The sequence below is a fragment of the Pseudolactococcus laudensis genome, from assembly GCF_013449735.1.
Taxonomy (GTDB): Bacteria; Bacillota; Bacilli; order Lactobacillales; family Streptococcaceae; genus Pseudolactococcus; species Pseudolactococcus laudensis.
Genome location: NZ_JACBNY010000005.1, coordinates 62,729 through 78,774, shown reverse-complemented (window position 1 = coordinate 78,774; position 16,046 = coordinate 62,729). Strand labels below are relative to the sequence as shown.

Here is a 16,046-nt window from a genome sequence, read left to right as displayed (position 1 = left end):
GCCACTGCTTTTTTTAAAAATAGGAAAGACTATTAATATGAAAACACAATCTTTTGTCATTACAGGCATGACCTGTGCTAACTGCGTGATGCGCGTTGATAAAGCGTTGAATGACTCTGATAAAATTTTAGAAGCCAGTGTTAACTTGGCAACAGAAAAAGCCAAAGTGGTGATGCAGGATGACTGTGATGTTGAGACCGTGATAGAAACAGTTCGACAAGCAGGTTATGGTGCGATTGTTGATGATAAAGCGCATCGTGAAAAAATTCGTCAGGCAAAGGAGCGCGCAGAGAAAAACCTTTTTTGGTCCTTTGTACTGTCAGCTATTTTAACCATGCCAATGTTACTTGGTATGGTTGCTGGTACTTTACATGTGCATAGTTTGATGATTTTTCATAATCCAATCATGCAGTTAATTCTTGCCACACCTGTTCAGTTTATTTTTGGGGCTAGATTTTATAAAGGTGCCTACATGGCTTTGAAAAATAAGTCAGCTAATATGGATGTGCTTGTTGCACTTGGCACAAGTGTTGCCTACATTTCCAGTCTCGTTTTTGGATTGTTCATGGGGAATATGTCAGCAGTTAATTTTGAATCTGCTGCGGTGATTATCACATTAGTCCTACTCGGAAAAAATCTAGAAAATCGGGCCAAGAAAAATACATCTGCTGCGATTTATAGTCTGCAAAAGAAACAGGCTAAAACGGTTCATCTCCTAAAGGATAATCAGGAAATTGAGACACCAGTTGAGACGATTGCCGAAAATCAAGTCATTCTCGTTAAACCAGGTGAGCGTGTGCCACTAGACTTAGAAATCCTAACAGGACGTGCAAGTTTTGATGAATCTTCACTGACTGGTGAAGCGGTTCCCGTAACGAAAACAGTGCGTCAAACAGTCATGGAAGGTGCAGTCAACTTGGATGGTGTTATCACAGCACGTGTCATCCATACGTTGGATGATTCTGCCATTTCACAAATGATGGCAGCTATGTCAGAAGCACAGGCCATCAAGCCAGAAATTCAGAAAACGGCAGACCGGATTTCAGCCATTTTTGTCCCCGTCGTATTAGGCATCGCCTTGATAACCTTCCTTCTAACAGCCATCTTCACCAAAGATATCAGTCAAGCGCTCTTACATGCGACCAGTGTGCTCGTCATTTCTTGTCCATGTGCCCTAGGCTTAGCGACACCCACGGCTGTCATGGTGGCAACGGGTCTGGGCGCTAGAAACGGTATTTTGATTAAAGATGCCAACGCACTTGAACACAGTAAGCATATCTCGACTGTGATTTTTGATAAGACTGGCACGATTACGACAGGTCACTTTCAGCTGGCTAATTGGTCAGGGTCTGACGAAGACTTTCAAATTCTAGCTAGCTTGGAAAGTTTTTCTAACCACCCCTTGGCACAAGCTTTGAAGCAGACAGAACCGTTACCTGTTTCAAACTTTCAAGAATTGGCTGGTCGTGGTCTAACTGGGGTAATTCAGGGTCAAGTTTATTTTGCAGGGAATGCTGATTTAATGGCAGAGCAGGGGATAGACGTTTCTGCATCCTCAGACACTAGCATCTATCTAGCAACTGCGACAAATCTACTAGGTATTGCGACCTTCTCATCTGAAATCAAAGCAGACGCTGCTCAAACGATAGCCGACCTTGCCCGAATGGGCATCAAAACAACCATGTTGACGGGAGATAATGAGACGGCAGCTGCTAAAATCAATGCATTTGTCAATGTTGATACAGTGATTGCGCAAGCTAATCCAGTGAAAAAAGCACAAGTCGTCAGTAGCACAGCAGATGCTATGATGGTTGGAGATGGCATTAATGATTCTGTCGCTCTATCCAGTGCTTTGGTTGGTGTGGCTATGGGGTCAGGTAGTGATATCGCCATGCAGTCGGGGGATGTGGTTATCACGTCCGAAAATTCGCTGTCGAAAATTATCAGTTTGATTCGTTTGTCTCAAAAGACAGTCGGAAAGATTCATCAAAATTATTTCTGGGCCTTTATTTATAATCTTGTTGGGATTCCGCTTGCGGCATTTGGGTTGTTAAATCCAATGTTTGCAGCGCTTGCGATGAGTTTATCAAGTGTGAGTGTCATTGTGAGCTCACTCATGCTTAATACGAAAAAAATCTGACCATGTGTTGGTTTTTTTGTTTGGCTTTGATTTTAAGGTGTATCAGTCTGTTACCATATGGTTGGGAAATTTTGCTTAGTCTGGTCTTGGACTGCTGAGTGGGGTGTGATATAATAAAGCATAATGAAAAAACAAAAATTAACTTTTGATAGCCGAATTGATTACGCGTTGATTTTACCAGCGTTTTTGCTGAATTTGATAGGTCTACTAGTGCTTTATATAGCAACAAACCATGATTATCCAACTCGTGTCGCAAAAGTCATGACACAACAGATTACATGGGGGATTGCTGGGGTTGTTGTGGCACTTGTTGTCATGCATTTCGATGCTAAGATGCTTTGGAAATTTACACCAATTTTATATGGTCTTGGTATTGTACTTATGATTCTACCCTTGAAGTTTTATGATCCTTTAACGGTTTCGTTGACGGGTGCTAAAAACTGGGTTTATCTGGGAGGGAGTAATCTATTTCAACCTTCTGAATTCATGAAGATTTCCTATATCTTACTAATGGCACGAGTCGTCGTGAGTTTCCAAAATAAGCTAAAGAAACGTTTGTTAAAAGATGATATCTTGCTGATTTTATATATGTTTCTGGTAACCTTGCCAGTCATGGTGCTATTAGCAGCACAAAAAGACTTTGGTACCGCGCTCGTCTTTATGGCAATTTTTGCAGGTATTGTTGTTGTTTCAGGTATTTCTTGGCGGCTTATTTTACCTGTTGTGGGTGTAGTTGCCTTGCTTGGCGGTGGGATTATTTTTCTCACAACCTTTGATGCCGGACGAGATTTTTTAAGATCTGTTGGTATGGATAACTATCAGATCCTACGGATAGACGCTTGGCGGGATCCATTTGCTAATGCGCAAGGCTCAACATACCAGCAAGCCCAAGGCTTATTGGCAATTGGGACTGGTGGCTTGTTTGGTAAAGGGTTTAACGTTGCTAATATCAGCGTTCCAGTACGTGAGTCTGATATGATTTTCACGGTTATAGGTGAGAACTTTGGTTTCCTAGGTTCAGCGTTTGTCATTTTCTTGTATTTTATTTTAATCTATCGCATGATTCGGGTAACGATTCGTGCCAATAATCAGTTTTATATCTATGTTTCGACTGGGATTACGATGATGATTCTCTTCCATGTTTTTGAAAATATCGGTGCGAATATTGGCGTACTACCATTGACGGGTATCCCACTGCCGTTCATTTCTCAAGGGGGGAGTTCGCTTATTGGTAACTTGATTGGGATAGGCTTAGTATTATCTATGAAATATAATCAGGAACCGGAATTCACGCTGGAACACCTCAAAAATCAAGTGAGTAGAACAGAACGTTACAGAACAGAATAACTGTATTACAACAAATATATCACATACCACTTTGCAAAGTGGTATTTTTGTTATATAATTAATTTATCAAATAAAAGAAAGCGTTTGCAACAAAAACAATGTAAACGGAGATGGTACTCACAAATGACAACTACAGTAAAATTATTCTGTTCAGCAGGCATGTCAACTTCACTATTTGCACAAAAAATGCAACAAGAAGCTGAAAAACGTGGTCTTGACTTTGACGTTAAAGCTTACGGACTTGCAGAAGTAGATTCAGAAGGTCCTAAAGCTGACGTTATCATGATTGGCCCACAAGCACGCTACATGGTTGACGAAGTGACTAAGAAATTCCCAGAAACACCAGTTAAAGATATTCCTATGCAAATGTATGGTTTGATGCAAGGCGATAAAGGTCTTGATCTTGCTATCGAACTTAAAGGATAAAAGTTTAAGGACACCTCTAAAAACTCAGATTTGCCCCTTTAGGCTAAATTTTCCTATCGCGTCGTTATTGCTCCGCATCTTGCAGTAGCAAAGCACTTTCTTTGGCGAGTAATCGCAGCCGCAAGCTTTGTCGCAATGCCTATCGCTAGAAAAATTTAGCTCAAAAGTCATCAAAGCACTTTATGCGGCGAGTAACCGCAGCCGCAAAAGCAGTTTTTAGAGGTACCCTTAATAAAATCACTTGAAAAGGTGGTTTTTTTGTGTTAAAATGATAAAAAATAATGAAGGTATCGGCGTTCAAACGTTGATAAGGTGGGGTCCATTGCGCATTTAAGTGATTGAAAATTTTTAACGAATTTTTATTAAGCTTATTTGTGCGGACTTTTCACCTTGTATGTCAGAACTAACATGCTCTCTTTTTATGCATGACTCTGTCAGTAAAATCAAGGCTTTTTAAGGCACTTTCGGCTTAAGAATTTAAGTTACTGGAGGTGCTTTTTTGATAGAATTAAAAAATATGAGCTTTAGCTATGCTGACAATATGATCTTTGAAGATGTAACTGTCACCTTTGATGCCAGTTGGAAACTAGCCTTGGTTGGAAGAAATGGTCGAGGTAAGATAACTCTGATGAAATTATTGCTCGGTGAGTTACCATATGCTGGTCGAATTCAGTCTGATGTGAATTTTGTCTACTTTCCACAAACGATTCCAGACAAGGCGCAGCTGACTAAATTCATTTTAGATGAACTGTATGATGCCCCAGAGTGGCAGATACAAAGAGAACTGAATCTACTTGGTTTACCAGAAGATATTTTGTGGCGGCCTTTTGATACCTTATCTGGAGGTGAACAAACCAAGGTTTTACTAGCAGGTCTTTTCCTTGATGAGGCAAATTTTCCTTTGATTGATGAGCCGACCAACTACTTAGATGCGGCTAGTCGTGCTAAAATCGCCAACTATTTAAAACGGAGTAAATCTGGTTACATCGTTGTCAGCCATGATCGTCAGTTCTTAGACGAGGTTTCGGATCACTTACTTGCTATTGAGCGCAATGGTTTGGCACTCCTAGCATCGAATTTTTCGACTTATGAACAACAGAAGAAACAGCGCGATGACTTTGAATGGTCGCAAAATGATAAACTCAAGTCAGAAATTGGTCGCCTGAAACAGACGGCACGTGACAAGGCGGAATGGTCACGTAGTCGAGAAAAGGATAAGTACGGTGCCCCCCGTAAAAAGGGGAGTGGTGCGATTGGAGACACAGGCTTTATCGGTGCTAGAAGTGCTCGTCAGATGAAAAAAGCTAAGGTTCTAGAGCATCGGATACATTCAGAAATTACTGAAAAAGAAAAATTACTCAAGAATATAGAAAAGGTTGATGCCTTATCTATGATTTATGCACCCAGTCATCGACAGATTCTATTGACTGAAAAAGATTTAACGGTATCATTTGAAGGACAACCTTTATTTACGCCAATTAATTTGGCGCAAAGTGCTGGTCAAATCACGGCTATTACAGGACCAAACGGTGTTGGTAAATCTCAACTACTAGAAAAAATAATTCAGTTAGTTAAAAATAAAAACCTTAATTTTTCTCGCGTTCGTCAGATCTATGATGACAATCGTGGGGATTTGAAAACATTTGCGTATGATCATCAGCTAAACTATAGTCTCTTTCTCAATAACCTGAGAAAACTAGGCATGGAACGTGCTGTTTTTCATCAAAAAATAGAAGACATGTCCATGGGCCAACAAAAAAAGGTGGAGTTGGCTAAATCTCTGTCTCAATCCGCTGAACTTTTCATCTGGGATGAACCCTTGAATTATTTGGATGTCTTCAACCATGAACAGATTGAGGCATTGCTAAAAACGGTTAAACCCGCATTGCTAGTCGTTGAACATGATGTCACATTTGTCAAAAATATCGCTGACCAGGTCATTGAACTCACACCATTCAACAATGATACAAGTCAGTGAAAAAAATCTCAAAATTTATGTTAAAATATAAGAATGAAAAATAGCAAATCTCACATTTTTAAAGGCACAATTTATGCCATCTTAGCAGGTGTTTTATGGGCATTTTCTGGCGTCTTTGGTCAAATCTTTTTTGAACAGTATGGTGGGAACGCGCTATGGATTACAACCTTTCGCTTGACTATCGCAGGTCTGATTTTATTGACGATTTCCTTAATTCAAAAACCATCGGAGTTTTTGTCGATTTGGAAAGACAAGAAGAATTATGCCTCATTATTTGGTTATGCCATCTTTGGCGTTTTAATGGTACAACTGACTTTTTATGCCTGTATTCAAGTGGCAGGTGTCGCAACAGCAACGGTTCTACAATTTACATCCCCTATTTTCTTACTCGGATATCTTGCCATTTTTCGCCGACAGAAACCCAACTTAAAGTCGCTAATCTTAGTCATCTTTGCTATGGTAGGTATCTTTTTTCTGACAACTCACGGAAATATCTCAGCCATGACTTTATCGCCACTGGCTTTGTTGTTTGGAATGTTATCAGCGATTGCCGTCGTATCTTATTCTTTGATTCCAAAGCGTCTCTTGCATACGTATGATGTCATGAATGTGACAGGTTGGGGGATGCTCATTGCAGGATTTGTTATGAACTGCGTTCATCCAGTCTGGCAATTTGACTTTAAGCTTACGCCTGCTAGTCTCTTGTTAGCACTTGGTGTAGCAGTCATTGGTACTGCCGTCGCCTTCATGTTTAACATGAGCGCAATCAAATACGTATCACCTATTGTTGCAGAGGTCTGCGCAGCTATGGAACCAATTTTAGCAGCAGTCTTTAGTATCTTTTTGTTCGACATGCCATTTGATGCGGTGATTGGTATTTCGATGTTGGTGACCTTAGTCAGCGTTATTTTACTGTCATTAGAAGAAGGAAAATCATGAGTTATACAGATTATATTTGGGATTTAGGCGGAACGTTACTTGATAACTATCAAACATCAGCGACTGCTTTTCATGAGGTTTTACTGGAAGACTTTGGGGTCAATGTTGCTTATGACGCAGTCTACGATGCACTTAGGATATCGACTGACTTTGCAGTCTCTCAATTTGCAGCTAGTTTGCCTGATTTCATAGCCATCTACAAAAAAAGAGAGGCCCAAACCCTGACGACACCTGTTTTATTTCCAGACGCTGTCCGTGTGCTTGCAACCATTGTCGAAAGTGGTCATCGGAATTTTATGATTTCGCATCGTAATGACCAGGTTTTAGAGATTCTTGCGGCTGCAGGGATATCTAGCTATTTCACGGAAGTCGTGACGTCTAGTAATGGCTTTGCTAGAAAACCGAGTCCGGACTCAATCAATTACTTGCTTGATACTTACAATCCTGCGCAACCTGTCATGATTGGGGATAGAGATATCGATATTCTTGCGGGTCAGAATGCGCATATCGATACGATTTATTTCGCACCGGAAGACCAAGAAAAGATTAAGGCGACGCATCATGTCACTAAATTAATTGATATTTTGGACCTATAAATAGATTGAAACATCATGTGCCATTGGCGCATGATGTTTTTATTCTTGACAAGCTTACAGTAATTGGATACATTGGAGATAAAGATAAGAAAAGAAAGAGAACGGCTATGAAAATTATTATTATTGGTTCTGTTGCATCAGGGACAAGTGTTGCAACTAAGACACGTCGCAATACTGAGCGTGCGGAGATTACACTCTATGATAAAGATACAGATATTTCTTATGCCGTTTGCGGTATTCCCTATGCTATCGGAGGTGAAGTTGGCGATTTTGATGAACTGACGCCACGCGATGCGCAATGGTTTAAGGCGCGACACAATGTTGACGTTCACACATCGCATGATGTCTTGAGTATTAATCACGCAGCCAAAAAAGTTCTGGTCAAAAATCTCTTGACGGGTGAGACTTTTGAAGATAAGTATGATTTGCTAGTTTTTGCAACGGGTGCTAGCTATCAGACGCCAGAAGTTTTTCAAAATCAGGCATTTGATAATGTTTTTCAAGTTAGAAATATTCACAGTGGTAAAATTATCAAGTCATTCATAGATGAACATCAGCCGAAAACAGCTGTTGTTGTTGGCGCAGGTTACATTGGTCTTGAAATGGCAGAGCAATTGAAGACACAAGGGCTAGATGTGATTGTTTTACAACGCAGCAAGCATCCGATGCCACATTTTGGTTGGGATATGTCAATTCGTATTGAAGAGGAGATGCGTAAGCAAGGCATTCAGTTTCGAGCAGAAGAAACAATTGTCGAAGTTAATGGTAGGACGCGCCTTGAATCCGCTGTTACGAGCCAAGGCAATGTTCTTGAAGCGGACCTTTATATTTTAGCAACGGGTGTTGTCCCCAATACATCTCTAGCAACTTCAATTGGAGTGACTTTGGGTGAAACAGGCGCGATTGCGACAGATACGAGCCTACAGACTAATCTAGAAGGAGTGTATGCTGTTGGAGATGTGGCTGAGAGTTTTCATGTGATTACAGGTAAACCTATTTATCGACCAATGGCGACAACCGCTAATAAGATGGGGAGAATAGCAGGTGATGCCATGACAGGTGGGGCGTTACGTTTTCAAGGAATTCTTGGAACGGGTATTTTACGTTTCTTTGACCTGACCATTGCGCAAACCGGTTTGACTGAAAAAGAGGCACTAGCTGAAGGGTATGAGGTTGCTGTTTTGTTTAATATCAAACCAGATAAGCCAACCTATATGGCGGGAAAAGATATGGTGATTAAAGCTGTTGCAGATAAACAGACGCATCGCATTTTAGGGGTTCAAATTATTGGCCCACAGGGTGTAGATAAGCGAATTGATATTTTTGCCTCAACGATTACGCTAGGTGTAAAAGCCGAAGATTTATTCCATATGGATTTAGCTTATGCACCGCCTTTTTCAACGACAAAAGATGCGGTTGCCTATACAGGAATGGCGCTCACAAATGCATTGAATACTGCTCCTTTGATGACGCCTCAGACGTTATTAGCTCTACAAGATAAACACACTGAAATGACTATTATCGATGCGAGAACAGCTGAAAGCTATGCAGAAGCGCACATTCCTGGTGCGATTCATATTCCCTTATCAGCGTTACGCGATCAATCAGTTAATCTGGATAAGGACAAATTGACAATTGTTTATTGTTATAAAGGAGTTGCGGGCAATGCCGCACAAAATATTTTACGGCATGAAGGTTTTAAAACTGTTTATAATTTGACAGGTGTAATGATCATTATCAAGAAATTGCTCAGCAAGTCAAGGAAAAGCTTGAGTAACTAGATAAGTTAGTCAATCGTAAACTTGTTAATCAAAGCCTGTTTTGATTCTGTTTTAAAGGCACCTGTCATCTCCTGAAAGTTCAAGCAAAAAATCGTGAATTGTGGTATAATTATATCAATGTGTTGTGTATTGAATCCCTTAAAAGTCGGACATCTTTAGGTTATTTGATTACAAAATGATTTTCTGTGGTAGAAACGCTATCACCAGTTATAAACTGATGATAGTAGAAAGTGATCATTCTGATTGAAATAGATGTGTGTTACTTTTTAACTGATTGAATATAATGAAAGAGGCGAAAGTTGACAACAGAAGAATTACAAGCGATACAAGATAAAAAAGAAAAAGCAGCGGAGTATGACGCCAGTCAGATTCAAGTATTAGAAGGCCTTGAAGCTGTACGGATGCGTCCTGGTATGTATATCGGTTCAACTTCATCAGAAGGTCTGCACCATTTGGTATGGGAAATCGTGGATAACTCGATTGATGAAGCCTTAGCCGGTTTTGCCTCACATATTGAGGTTTTTATCGAGCCTGATAATTCGATTACCGTTGTTGATGATGGCCGAGGTATTCCAGTTGATATTCAAGAAAAAACTGGTCGCCCAGCGGTTGAGACTGTCTTTACAGTATTACATGCTGGTGGTAAATTTGGCGGTGGCGGCTATAAGGTATCAGGTGGTCTGCATGGTGTAGGCTCATCTGTTGTAAATGCCCTATCTACTCAGTTAGATGTCACAGTCTTTAAACAAGGCAAAAAATATTACCAAGAATATCATCGCGGTGTGGTTGGCGGTGACTTGGAGATGATTGGTGAAACTGATCGTCATGGGACAACAGTTCATTTTACACCGGACCCAATAATTTTTACAGAAACAACTGAATTTGATTTCCAAAAATTAGCGAAACGTGTGCGTGAGTTAGCTTTCTTGAATCGTGGCTTGCGCATTTCAATCACTGATAAACGGCCAGAAGAGGCTGAAAGCCTTCACTATCACTATGAGGGTGGGATTCAGTCTTATGTTGAATATCTCAATGAAGAAAAGACTGTTCTATTTGAACCCGCCATTTTCACAGAAGGTGAGATGGAAGGGATAGCTGTCGAAGTCGCCATGCAGTACACAGGTAGTTATCATTCAATGGTGTTATCTTTTGCCAATAATATCAGTACTCATGAGGGCGGCACGCATGAACAAGGGTTTAGAACTGCCTTAACACGCGTGATTAACAACTATGCTAAGTCTAACAAACTCCTTAAGGAAAATGAAGAAAATCTAACTGGAGATGACGTTCGTGAAGGCTTAACAGCTGTGATTTCAGTTAAACATCCGAATCCGCAGTTTGAAGGTCAAACTAAGACAAAACTCGGCAACTCTGAGGTTTCAGGGATTGTTAACAAGCTATTTAGTGAAGAATTCGGCACTTTTCTTTTGGAAAATCCACAGGTCGCAAGACGTATCGTGGAAAAAGGAATTTTAGCCAGCAAGGCTAGAATTGCAGCTAAACGTGCGCGTGAAGTAACACGCAAAAAATCTGGTCTTGAAATTTCAAATCTACCAGGAAAACTGGCAGACTGTTCTTCAAATGATCCGACGCAAACCGAAATTTTCATCGTCGAAGGAGATTCGGCTGGTGGGTCAGCTAAGTCTGGTAGAAACCGTGAATTCCAAGCTATCTTGCCAATTCGTGGTAAGATCCTCAACGTTGAAAAAGCCAGCATGGAAAAAATCCTGGCTAATGAAGAAATTCGCTCGTTATTTACGGCTATGGGAACAGGATTTGGTGCTGATTTTGATGTGTCTAAAGCGCGCTATCAAAAATTAGTTATCATGACCGATGCCGATGTCGATGGGGCTCATATTAGAACCTTATTGTTGACCCTCTTTTATCGCTATATGCGCCCTGTTGTCGAAGCGGGCTATGTTTACATCGCTCAGCCACCGATTTATGGGGTAAAACTAGGTGATAAGATTACCTATATCCAACCTGGAGTGAACCAAGAGACAGAACTGCAAACAGCTGTGCTTGAGATGACAACAGGTAATCGCAAGCCTATCGTTCAGCGCTATAAAGGGCTTGGGGAAATGGACGATCACCAACTCTGGGAAACAACCATGGATCCTGAGCATCGGACGATGGCACAAGTCAGTGTTGAGGATGCCGCTGAAGCTGATCAAATCTTTGATATGTTGATGGGAGATCGAGTAGAACCACGTCGTGACTTTATTGAAGCCAATGCGCAATACTCAACAATTGATATTTAGTAAAAATGACCTTTAGTAGGTCATTTTTTGATGTCGTTAATTTGAAAATTGTGTGTTAGTTGTTGAGACTAACAAAAAATGGTAAAATAAAGTATGCTTGTATTCCCACTCATCAATGATACCAGTCGCAAAATCATCCATGTCGACATGGATGCCTTTTTTGCGTCGATTGAAGAGCGAGATAATCCCAAATTAAAAGGAAATCCTGTTGTCATTGCTAGAAATCCTTTAGAAACTGGTGGGCGTGGTGTCGTCTCAACGGCAAACTATGAAGCAAGAAAGTACGGCATTCATTCTGCCATGTCGGCGAAAGAAGCTTACGAGCTTTGTCCGCAAGCCGTTTTTGTATCAGGTAATTATGCCCATTATCAAGAGATTTCACGCCAGATGCATGAAATTTTTCATCGCTATACGGATGAAGTAGAAGGCATGGCTCTAGATGAAGCTTATCTGGATGTGACGGTTAACAAAATCAATGCAGAGAGTGCTGTTAAGATCGCTAAGATGATTCAGCATGATATTTTCACTGAACTCCATTTAACAAGCTCTGCGGGTGTTTCTTATAACAAATTTTTGGCAAAAATTGCCTCAGATATTGAGAAACCAAAAGGCTTGACTTTGATTGCACCAGAGGATGCTTTGAGTTTTTTAGCAGAACTATCGGTCAAGAAATTCCATGGTGTAGGGGAAAAGACAGCTGAAAAATTGGAGGCTTTAGGTATCACTAAAGGAGGGGATATTCAAAAGAGTTCCCCACAATATTTAGCGGAAAAATTAGGTGTTTTTGGTTGGGAGCTCTACCTGAAAGCTAATGGTATCCATAATGCTCCTGTTAAACCTAATCGAGTTCGGAAGTCAGTGGGTAAAGAAAAAACATATGCTAAACTGCTTTATTTAGAAGCTGATATCAAGGCTGAGGTGAGTAAATTGGCGGAAAAAGTGGCCATGATTTTACAAGAGAAGCAGCTGAAAGGTCATATTGTCGTGATTAAAATACGTTATGCTGATTTCACGACTTTTACCAAGCGATTATCATTAGATGATAGAGTAGATGATTTGAATATAATTAACCAAAGCGCGCAAAAATTATTGGACGATGCTTTGCGTGAAAATGTTGGAATTCGTCTTTTGGGTGTGACAGTGACGGGGCTTTGAAAAGATAGAGTTGCTTATTTTCTAATTTGTGATACAATATTAGCCATATAAGGGTGGATCACAGTATGGAAAAAATGGTTGAGCGTAAGATTGTTTATCTTATTGAATTAGTCCTCATCATATTAGGGCTTTTGTGTATTGCTGTTGTCATTAAAAATAATAAGGAAGATGCACTTTAACGTGGTAATCAAATCTTGTCACGTAGAGAATCAGAGAAAAAGGATTTACATAGAGATAGTCACCAGACAGCAGCACGATTGAAAAGCCTAGAAGAATCAAAAAAAATGTCTATAACAATGCCTTCATTTGTAAGTACCTCACCAAATGAATGATATTTAATATCTGAATATAATCAAGGAAAAGTATGTTATTAAAGCATCATTTTCAAAAAAAAGATGACACAGATAGCTAAGAAATAAAAAAGGGAGGAATGGCATTTCTGCCTTTTTTTGTTTGGGATTGAAAGCATAGTAAAGAAGTCCACTCAGACTTGCAACAAATAGACAAAGTGTTAACTGGAAAAAATTGGCAGAAAAAGCAACTAAACTTAAATAAAGCCAGTCTCCACTGCCTATCTTGAGAGAAGAAAATTCTGTCATAATTGCGATTAGAATACATGACAAAACACCTATATCAAAAGGACAAGTGAAACTCAGTAGCACAAAAAAAGTAAGCCAAATCCACAAAGGAAAGGCATGAGTTTTGAGATCAAATCCAACCATTAAGAATGAGGCTAGACAATTTAAAGAAAAGGTTAGATCGACTTTTTCTAACCAAACCATAACAAACAAAGTACCACATGATAACTCTAAAATGCTATACCAATAGGTTAATTTTATCTTGCAGTATCGACAACTAGCACAATTAATGAGTTGAGAAATAATAGGAATCAAATCTTTCCAAATTAGTATTTGACCACAGTTTTCGCAATGAGATCTAGGGCTTACGATAGAATGTTCTGGTAAGCGATCAATGATCAAACCAAAGAAAGATCCCAAAATTGTACCAAGTGTAAAAATTAAGAAAATAGTCATACTTACTTATACGAAAAAAGAGCCTAAATATTTGATAAAACACTGCTTTTTTTCTATAATGAAGATGTTGGGGTGGTCTTTATAGATAATAATTAAAGATCACCTTGAGCAAATGTTTCTGGTTTAATCAACTTAGCAAGAGACCTTATAAGTAGTAGTTTTTTTGAAAAATTACTTATAGGTTCTGATGGAGGAGAAAAAATGTCTAGAGAAAAAACGAAAGCAGTTTTGAATCAATCCGTTTCAGATTTATCAAAAGCAGCCGCTTTGGTGCATCAAGTACACTGGTACTTACGTGGACCTGGTTTTATGAAATTACACCCTAAAATGGATGAATTAATGGACGGTCTAAATAGTCATTTAGATGTTCTATCAGAACGATTAATTACCATTGGTGGTTCCCCAGTTTCAACATTGAAAGAATTTGATGAATTATCAAATATCGAGCTTGAAACTGCTACCTGGGATAAAACGACAGAGGAACGTTTGACAGAAGTTGTTAAAGCCTATAAATATTTGTCAGATCTTTTCCAAGAGGGTGTTCATGCAACAGATGAAGAAGATGATGATGTAACAAATGGTCTCTTTGCTGATGCTAAAGGTGACATTGAAAAAACAATTTGGATGTTAGAATCTGAACTTGGGTTAGCGCCAGGTTTGTGATGAAATAACAAAAACAATCAAACTCGTCAATGGCGAGTTTTTTTGTCGCCGATCAGAAAAAATCAATCCGTTAAAAAGGGTAAGAAAGTCTTTAAATTCATGTTTGAAAATGTTTTCAAAATATGATAAAATGTGAAAGGATGAAAACTTTATATGATGTTCAGGAATTTTTGAAAAAGCATGGCTATATTAACCTTTTTAGCAATCGACTTGATGCCATTTTTTTCATGGCACAAGAGCTAAAGACTTTATACGATGCTGGCTTGATTCCAGATCAAAACGATTATTTTACCGCAGACTTAATTCTACGGCGAGAACACAGACTTGAAAGTGAGAAAAAGACTTATGACGAAAAAAATTATCGGGATTGACCTTGGTGGTACTACGATTAAATTTGGCATCTTGACAGTGGCTGGTGAAGTTCAGGATAAATGGGCAATTGAGACTAATATTATCGGCAATGGTCAACAAATCGTGCCTGATATCATTGCGTCTATCAATCATCGTTTAGAGTTGTATAAACTTGATAAAGCTGACTTTCTAGGAATTGGTATGGGCTCACCTGGCTCTGTGGATATTTCAAAAAATACAGTCATTGGTGCCTATAACTTGGGATGGGAAACTTTACAAGAAGTAGGTGCAGCTATTGAAGCTGGTGTCGGTCTACCATTCGCTATTGATAATGATGCTAATGTTGCCGCTTTAGGTGAACGTTGGGTTGGTGCGGGTGAAAATAATCCTGATGTCATCTTCATGACACTAGGAACAGGCGTTGGTGGCGGTATCATAGCAGCTGGTAATCTGATTCATGGTGTTGCGGGTGCTGGTGGAGAAATTGGTCATGTCACTGTTGATACAAGTTCAGATGCTTTTGCTTGCACTTGTGGTAAAGCAGGCTGTCTAGAAACTGTTGCGTCAGCAACAGGTGTTGTTCGTGTTGCTCGTAAACTCGCTGAGGAATATGAAGTTGAATCTGCGATTAAAGCAGCGATTGATAACGGTGACGCTGTAAGCTCAAAAGATATTTTTGTAGCGGCTGAAGCAGATGATAAATTTGCTGATTCAGTTGTCGAGCAGGTCGGTCAATATCTTGGATTGGCATCAGGAAATTTGGCTAATACTTTGAATCCAGATTCTATTGTTATCGGCGGTGGTGTTTCTGCTGCAGGTGAATTCTTGCGTGGACGGATTGAAAAATACTTTAATCTTTATACCTTCCCACAAGTTAGAAATTCAACTAAGATTAAAATTGCCAAATTAGGCAATGATGCTGGGATTATTGGCGCAGCCAGCTTGGCATTAAAATTTACTGAAAATGAGGCCGTTAAAAAATGTGGTTAACTATCAATATCATACTTATCTTGGTGATAATCGCCATGTTTGCATACCCGTATATTAATAAATTTAGAATTAAATCTGTTGCTAAAATTGTAGATAATGCTGCTTTTTCTGAGCAAATAGTCGGTGGACAACTCATTGATTTACGTGAATCATCAGCTTTTCGAATTATCCATATTTTGTGCGCTAGGAATCTTCCTTTTTCTCAATTTGATCAAAGTATTTCAGCAATCCGTAAAGACAAAGCTGTCCTATTATATGAGGATGCTAAGCCAGTTTTTGCTATTCGTGCTGCGCTTAAGCTCAAAAAAGCTGGCTATACTAACATTGTTATCCTAAAAACTGGGATAAAGGGTTGGCATGGCAAAACAAAAAAAGGAGCTTGACC

13 protein-coding genes and 1 pseudogene are annotated in these 16,046 nt (G+C 39.5%); 13 read left to right on the top strand and 1 reads right to left on the bottom strand.

Translation table 11 applies throughout. The features are described from left to right. Positions 1-37: 37 nt before the first annotated feature. The 9 genes and pseudogenes from HZR21_RS04655 to dinB all read left to right on the top strand — a co-directional run bounded on the left by HZR21_RS04655 (position 38) and on the right by dinB (position 12,623). Positions 38-2,140 carry a heavy metal translocating P-type ATPase gene (locus HZR21_RS04655; RefSeq protein WP_180746651.1) on the top strand — a complete coding sequence of 701 codons (2,103 nt, stop codon included), beginning with the start codon at positions 38-40 and terminating at the stop codon, positions 2,138-2,140. 123 nt (positions 2,141-2,263) lie between these two features. Then, positions 2,264-3,487, top strand: coding sequence for an FtsW/RodA/SpoVE family cell cycle protein (locus tag HZR21_RS04650; protein ID WP_180746650.1), 1,224 nt, complete (start codon positions 2,264-2,266; stop codon positions 3,485-3,487). 123 nt (positions 3,488-3,610) lie between these two features. Further along, positions 3,611-3,913 carry a PTS sugar transporter subunit IIB gene (locus HZR21_RS04645; protein WP_040525803.1) on the top strand — a complete coding sequence of 101 codons (303 nt, stop codon included), beginning with the start codon at positions 3,611-3,613 and terminating at the stop codon, positions 3,911-3,913. A 499-nt stretch (positions 3,914-4,412) separates the two neighbouring features. After that, positions 4,413-5,891: a ribosomal protection-like ABC-F family protein gene (gene abc-f, locus HZR21_RS04640; RefSeq protein WP_343037646.1), complete on the top strand. Its 1,479-nt coding sequence runs from the start codon at positions 4,413-4,415 to the stop codon at positions 5,889-5,891. Between the two features lie 33 nt (positions 5,892-5,924). Next, positions 5,925-6,830 (top strand): DMT family transporter, encoded by a 906-nt coding sequence (locus HZR21_RS04635; protein ID WP_180746649.1) that lies wholly within the window; start codon positions 5,925-5,927, stop codon positions 6,828-6,830. After that, complete coding sequence (locus HZR21_RS04630; protein ID WP_180746648.1) at positions 6,827-7,426, top strand: HAD-IA family hydrolase; 600 nt, start codon at positions 6,827-6,829, stop codon at positions 7,424-7,426. The genes HZR21_RS04635 and HZR21_RS04630 overlap by 4 nt, the downstream gene beginning before the upstream one ends. Positions 7,427-7,533: 107 nt before the next feature. After that, positions 7,534-9,203, top strand: a pseudogene (locus HZR21_RS04625) (FAD-dependent oxidoreductase). A 303-nt stretch (positions 9,204-9,506) separates the two neighbouring features. Beyond that, the gene (gyrB, locus tag HZR21_RS04620; protein WP_219605572.1) at positions 9,507-11,468 is read left to right on the top strand and encodes a DNA topoisomerase (ATP-hydrolyzing) subunit B; all 1,962 of its coding nucleotides are present in this window, start codon (positions 9,507-9,509) and stop codon (positions 11,466-11,468) included. 93 nt (positions 11,469-11,561) lie between these two features. Further along, positions 11,562-12,623, top strand: coding sequence for a DNA polymerase IV (gene dinB / locus HZR21_RS04615; RefSeq protein ID WP_180746646.1), 1,062 nt, complete (start codon positions 11,562-11,564; stop codon positions 12,621-12,623). Positions 12,624-12,958: 335 nt separating this feature from the next. Here dinB and HZR21_RS04610 read toward each other — a convergent pair whose 3' ends face one another. Continuing rightward, positions 12,959-13,657 (bottom strand): prepilin peptidase, encoded by a 699-nt coding sequence (locus HZR21_RS04610; RefSeq protein WP_180746645.1) that lies wholly within the window; start codon positions 13,655-13,657, stop codon positions 12,959-12,961. 201 nt (positions 13,658-13,858) lie between these two features. Between HZR21_RS04610 and HZR21_RS04605 the strand changes: the two genes are divergently transcribed. The 4 genes from HZR21_RS04605 (at position 13,859) to HZR21_RS04590 (ending at position 16,044) form a co-directional block, all read left to right on the top strand. After that, positions 13,859-14,320: a Dps family protein gene (locus tag HZR21_RS04605; protein ID WP_180746644.1), complete on the top strand. Its 462-nt coding sequence runs from the start codon at positions 13,859-13,861 to the stop codon at positions 14,318-14,320. 140 nt (positions 14,321-14,460) lie between these two features. Further along, positions 14,461-14,691 (top strand): YqgQ family protein, encoded by a 231-nt coding sequence (locus HZR21_RS04600; protein ID WP_003138303.1) that lies wholly within the window; start codon positions 14,461-14,463, stop codon positions 14,689-14,691. Then, on the top strand, positions 14,666-15,661 hold the full coding sequence (locus HZR21_RS04595) for an ROK family glucokinase (protein WP_180746643.1): 996 nt from the start codon (positions 14,666-14,668) through the stop codon (positions 15,659-15,661). The genes HZR21_RS04600 and HZR21_RS04595 overlap by 26 nt, the downstream gene beginning before the upstream one ends. Beyond that, positions 15,652-16,044: a rhodanese-like domain-containing protein gene (locus tag HZR21_RS04590; RefSeq protein WP_246307805.1), complete on the top strand. Its 393-nt coding sequence runs from the start codon at positions 15,652-15,654 to the stop codon at positions 16,042-16,044. Before HZR21_RS04595 ends, HZR21_RS04590 begins: the two co-directional genes overlap by 10 nt. Positions 16,045-16,046 lie beyond the last annotated feature (2 nt).